This is a genomic window from Microcystis sp. 49638_E5 (assembly GCF_021300285.1).
Classification (GTDB): Bacteria; Cyanobacteriota; Cyanobacteriia; order Cyanobacteriales; family Microcystaceae; genus Microcystis; species Microcystis aeruginosa_C.
Genome location: NZ_JAJTDH010000161.1, coordinates 1 through 4,385, shown reverse-complemented (window position 1 = coordinate 4,385; position 4,385 = coordinate 1). Strand labels below are relative to the sequence as shown.

General features: G+C 38.6%; 6 protein-coding genes and 2 pseudogenes. 3 read left to right on the top strand and 5 right to left on the bottom strand.

Going from position 1 to position 4,385, the window contains the following annotated elements; translation table 11 throughout:
* The first annotated feature begins 526 nt into the window (after positions 1-526).
* On the top strand, positions 527-1,123 hold the full coding sequence (locus tag LW728_RS22920) for a LamG domain-containing protein (protein ID WP_287768475.1): 597 nt from the start codon (positions 527-529) through the stop codon (positions 1,121-1,123).
* Between the two features lie 219 nt (positions 1,124-1,342).
* On the opposite strand, the gene LW728_RS22915 is transcribed toward LW728_RS22920, so the two are convergent.
* The 3 genes from LW728_RS22915 to LW728_RS22905 form a co-directional block, all read right to left on the bottom strand.
* Positions 1,343-1,909 carry an REP-associated tyrosine transposase gene (locus LW728_RS22915; RefSeq protein WP_287768473.1) on the bottom strand — a complete coding sequence of 189 codons (567 nt, stop codon included), beginning with the start codon at positions 1,907-1,909 and terminating at the stop codon, positions 1,343-1,345.
* Between the two features lie 275 nt (positions 1,910-2,184).
* On the bottom strand, positions 2,185-2,601 hold the full coding sequence (locus LW728_RS22910) for a type II toxin-antitoxin system VapC family toxin (RefSeq protein ID WP_002792614.1): 417 nt from the start codon (positions 2,599-2,601) through the stop codon (positions 2,185-2,187).
* On the bottom strand, positions 2,591-2,824 hold the full coding sequence (locus tag LW728_RS22905; RefSeq protein WP_004163555.1) for a hypothetical protein: 234 nt from the start codon (positions 2,822-2,824) through the stop codon (positions 2,591-2,593). Before LW728_RS22905 ends, LW728_RS22910 begins: the two co-directional genes overlap by 11 nt.
* Positions 2,825-3,045: 221 nt before the next feature.
* Here LW728_RS22905 and LW728_RS22900 point away from each other — a divergent pair, with 221 nt between their 5' ends.
* Positions 3,046-3,246, top strand: coding sequence for a type II toxin-antitoxin system HicB family antitoxin (locus tag LW728_RS22900; RefSeq protein ID WP_002735173.1), 201 nt, complete (start codon positions 3,046-3,048; stop codon positions 3,244-3,246).
* A pseudogene (locus LW728_RS22895) lies at positions 3,243-3,452 on the top strand (type II toxin-antitoxin system HicA family toxin). The gene LW728_RS22900 and the pseudogene LW728_RS22895 overlap by 4 nt, the downstream one beginning before the upstream one ends.
* A 62-nt stretch (positions 3,453-3,514) precedes the next feature.
* Here the strand turns inward: LW728_RS22895 and LW728_RS22890 are convergent.
* Together LW728_RS22890 and LW728_RS22885 are read right to left on the bottom strand one after the other, a co-directional pair.
* Complete coding sequence (locus LW728_RS22890; protein ID WP_002755782.1) at positions 3,515-3,814, bottom strand: hemolysin XhlA family protein; 300 nt, start codon at positions 3,812-3,814, stop codon at positions 3,515-3,517.
* Between the two features lie 459 nt (positions 3,815-4,273).
* A pseudogene (locus LW728_RS22885) lies at positions 4,274-4,385 on the bottom strand (IS5/IS1182 family transposase); the annotation flags it as partial.

Sequence of the window (4,385 nt, the reverse complement as noted above, 5' to 3'; positions counted from 1 at the left end):
CATTAAGAAATGTTACAAATTACATGGGTACATTAAGAAAAGTTAAGGGGTTACATCCATTGATGGATAAGGGTTTTCGGCTATTATAGTATATATGTATGGGGGGAAGTTCAGCTATACAAGGGCTAGAGCAACTTTTGATTTCAACGACTAGGGTGCGGAATGTGGGCTAGATAGTCAACAGCTTACCGGGAAAAGCTAGATTTTGTAACAAGATTTAGTATTACTTAGTGCTGTGTATAGGGAAGTTGCGAATTGTTAACCTTAGCTTTGCTAGGAAAACGAAACATGGTATTATGACCCCAAGTCCGTGAAAAGCGGCAAGGTTTTCAGCCGATCTGTAGGTTGGATTGAGGTGATAAAACTCAACATTACCTTTTTCTTGCTAATAAAATCGGTGTTGCCGAAGGCACTGCGAAGCAGACCGCACTTAATCAGAGAAAGTGATCGCAGTCACTCGACAATTAGCCAAGTAAGCTGAAAGCCGATTTTTCCAAAGTACCAATTTCAAAAATTTGAGGAAAAAATGACAGACATAAGCAATGCCCTAGTTTTACAACTTTCTACGGTGGTTTTGCCACTCGGTGGTTATTTCTCAACACCTCGATTAGACCTTCATGCAACTAGCTTTACCATAGCTACAAAGGTTCTCCTTGATAGCACGGCAAACCGAAATATCCTGATTGGCAATTGGAAGGCAAATGATTGGCAATTACTTTTTGCTATCAATGCGGGAGGGCTTCCTGCAATTAATCTGCGGAAAGATTTGCCAACAGCAGGCTCTGATCCAACTCAAGATTTAGTTGGTTTAGTTGGTACTATATCTGTGGTTGCTAAACAGTTGACTCATGTTGCGATTACATTCGATTGGGGTATCGACTTTCGGTCACCAAAAGCAACCCTGTATGTTGGTGGAAAAGCGGCGGGAAGTGTTTCGCCTACAATTCAACCAGATCCGCGCGTACATAATCCTTACACGTTAAAACCTAGTCCAAATTTCTATCTGATTGGTCGCAAAGAGGATAGTGGAACGGGTGCTAACGAGCAGTTTGCAGGTCAACTCAGTGATTTTCGTATTTACACTACGGCATTAACAGCGGCTCAAATCAATCAATTGCTATAGCTTGAGCGATCGCTGATATTGTAGTGCGATCGCCGATCTTGTAGGTTGGGTTGACGAAAGGAAACCCAACATTTCTACACAGAAAATATCCCCTTTCCAAAACGAATTAACACCATTATCTTTTAATTTGTTGGGTTGCGTTCCTTAACCCAACCCACCGAATTTTTGAAAAATTTTAGTTGATCTTGTCGGTTGATACGACGAAACCCAACCTACATTTTATTCCATACCAATATCACTATCAAAGATCAGCCTTTCTGAAGCCCCCCACATCTGATCATAAATTCCTTCTTCAACATAACGATGAAAACTGGAGTGTTGCCAATCTTTCGGAGCATTTACTAATCCATGATGCACGGGATTGTAATGGATGTATTCGAGATGATTAACAAAATCTCGATCGCCGTAGGCGCGCCCTTGGCGACCATCTCGAACTTGATGCTCCCAAAAGCGACGTTGCCAAATAGCCTTTTCTCCTTTATGTTGTCGAGATGTTGAAATTTTACCCTGATATTGAGAATGACATTGACGGCTAAAATAACTTTTAATTAATCGCCAACGAGTTGAAAAATCTGCATCTGTTTCAGGCAATGTCCAAAGAGCATGAATGTGATCTGGTAAAATGACAATAGCATCAATCTTAAAATGATGTTGTCGCATAACATATTTAAAAGCATTTCGTAGTAAATCCACATTTTCAGGTTCACACAAAATTTTGTGACGATTGTATGTCACAACTGTAAAAAAATAAGTAGCTTCAGGTGTTTTTGCTCTACGGTATTGCATCAAGTTAGAATAACATTTATTGGATTGGTGTTTACGCAACTGGCGTTGGGTTTCGTGCCTCAACCCAACCTACCAAACTTTAAGACCGCAATTCCTTTGGCTTTTGAAAGTGCGATCGCTATTATCTTGTTGATTAAATTTTAAAATTGCCATTGCTTGGGATAGGAACGCAAAGGGCGATCATTTTTTGTGATGATGAGTGCGATCGCTTTTTGAGAATGAGGAGAGGCGATCGTTTTTTTTGGGATGAGAAGGGGCGATCGCCTGCCCTGAGATTAATCTCTCAACAAAGCTCGAAAACCAGCTTGCTGAAAATGAATATCCGTTGTTAATGCTTCCGTTATTCTACGCTCTTCCATTACAATAAAAGAAATACAGTCAACAATTCCCCAATTTTTATCGTTTCTTTGACAATATAGTTGAAAAGCTTTTTGATAAAGAATTTCCGATAAGGGAATAACTGTCACTGTTCTGTCCTTTTCTAATGAGGACAATAATTTAATTGACTTAGAGCGATATTTTTGTTTAGATAAAGCATTGCCAATCTCTAAAATAATGGCTCTGGTTGTAACTAAAGGTGTTTTTGAAGTTTTTAATTGTTGGGCAATGGCAAGTGCTTTATGATGATAATCGTCCGTAGATGAAGATAAAGCGATCGCATAACTTGTATCGAGAAATTTCTCAGGGTTCATGCTCTTTTTCTTCACCATATAAATATTTATCTAGATTTTCTGACCAATCAGAGGGGCCGTCTAGTTGTAATGATTCTGCTGTCTCTAAAAAAGAAGTGAGTTCATTATTTTCATCCGATAAGTTATCAACAATAATGCGGACACGAGTATTAGCCTTCAATCTAACGGGTTGCTCTGGATGAAAGACTTTTCCGTCAAATAATGCGTCAATAGAATTAAGCATGATCTGTTGGTGAAATGATTTTTACTTGAAATACCCATATTATAAATGTAACACACCAAATTGATTGTTATTCGCTGTCATCTTGTTGGTTAAACTTTAAAACTGCCATTGCTTGGGATAGGAACGCAAAGGGCGATCGCTTTTTGATGAGGAGGAGGGGCGATCACATATCGTATTTTTCTATTATCATAGTAAAATCAGGCAAATATTTTGAAAATAACATGAAAATTAAAGCTCTAATCTGGCAAGAAGATGGTATTTGGTGCGGTTCCGTACCGGCATTGCCAGGCTGTCATACCTGGGGAGAAAGCTACGAACAATTATTAGAAATGTTGCAAGATGCAGTTCAAGGATGGCTTGAAGTTGCAAGTCAAGAAACAGAAATTGAAGCAGAAAAAGAGCTAGTCGAATTATCATTATGAAATCTATTTCTGGCCAAGCCCTTTGTAAAATTATTGAACGTTATGGTTAGCAGTTAAAACGCATTAGTAGTAGTCATCATATTTATACAAAACAGAGAATGAAAGTTATTTTATCCGTTCCTGTTCATGGCAATAAAGATTTACCAATTGGTACTCTTAAGAGTATTTTGAAAGATGCTGATCTGACCGAAGATGACTTGAGATAACGGTGATCGCTGTTTTCTTGTTGATTAAATCTTAAAAACGCGATCAGGTTTTCTTTTGAAATCTAGGGTAAAGCTGTTAAAACAAAACGGATAGACGTTGCCACTACCGCCGTAAACAAAATCCCAATCAAAGCCCAAACCTGATTGCCCTGATTGCTTTCTACCTTTTCTATCTGTAATTCCATTTTATCGAATCGCTTATCCATTGAATCCAATCGTTTCTCTACATTATCAACTTTGGTTTCTACAGTAGCCAATCGAATCTGTACTTGATTCACATCTTTAGAAATTGTATCTAGCTTCTGATTCATTTCTGCTAGAACTTCGCGCAAATCTGTTTCGATGATAGTCGGTGTTGGCATAACTCATCTTGTTAATCAGGCTGACACACTCATTTTAATCTATTTTTTTGCTGAGGGAACGGCCTCTTCTCAAAATATAGCAATTCTCATTTTAAGGTTTCATGACATTAAAACCCTTGCACCTAGAGGGGTTAATAATTCTTAACGAATCTCTAGATCGCTGAAACAACGCAAAATCGTTTCAAAATGAGAATAGCTGGTACGAATTGCGGTGCAGACAATACCTTACTCAAAAAACCCTGCGCTACTATTAGAACTAGAGGCGATCATTTGAAGGGCAACTGAGCCACCGTATAATGTTCAAATTCATACTGGAGTCCTAACCCATGCAAGTGAAACTTTCGGAGCAAATCTCGTCTGCGGATGCGGAAAATATTTTAAAGTGCTTACCAGACTGGATTCAGGATGCCCTGATTGCTCGCGCTACTGAAATTGATTATCCCGTTGAAGCAATCCTTTTTTCGATTTCTTTTTCGGTGTATAACTATTACTATGGTATGCAGCTATTCCCTGATAACCACTGTCTTCTATGCTGGTAGTTAAAGGATGAAAACGAACTCGACTTTTTTTA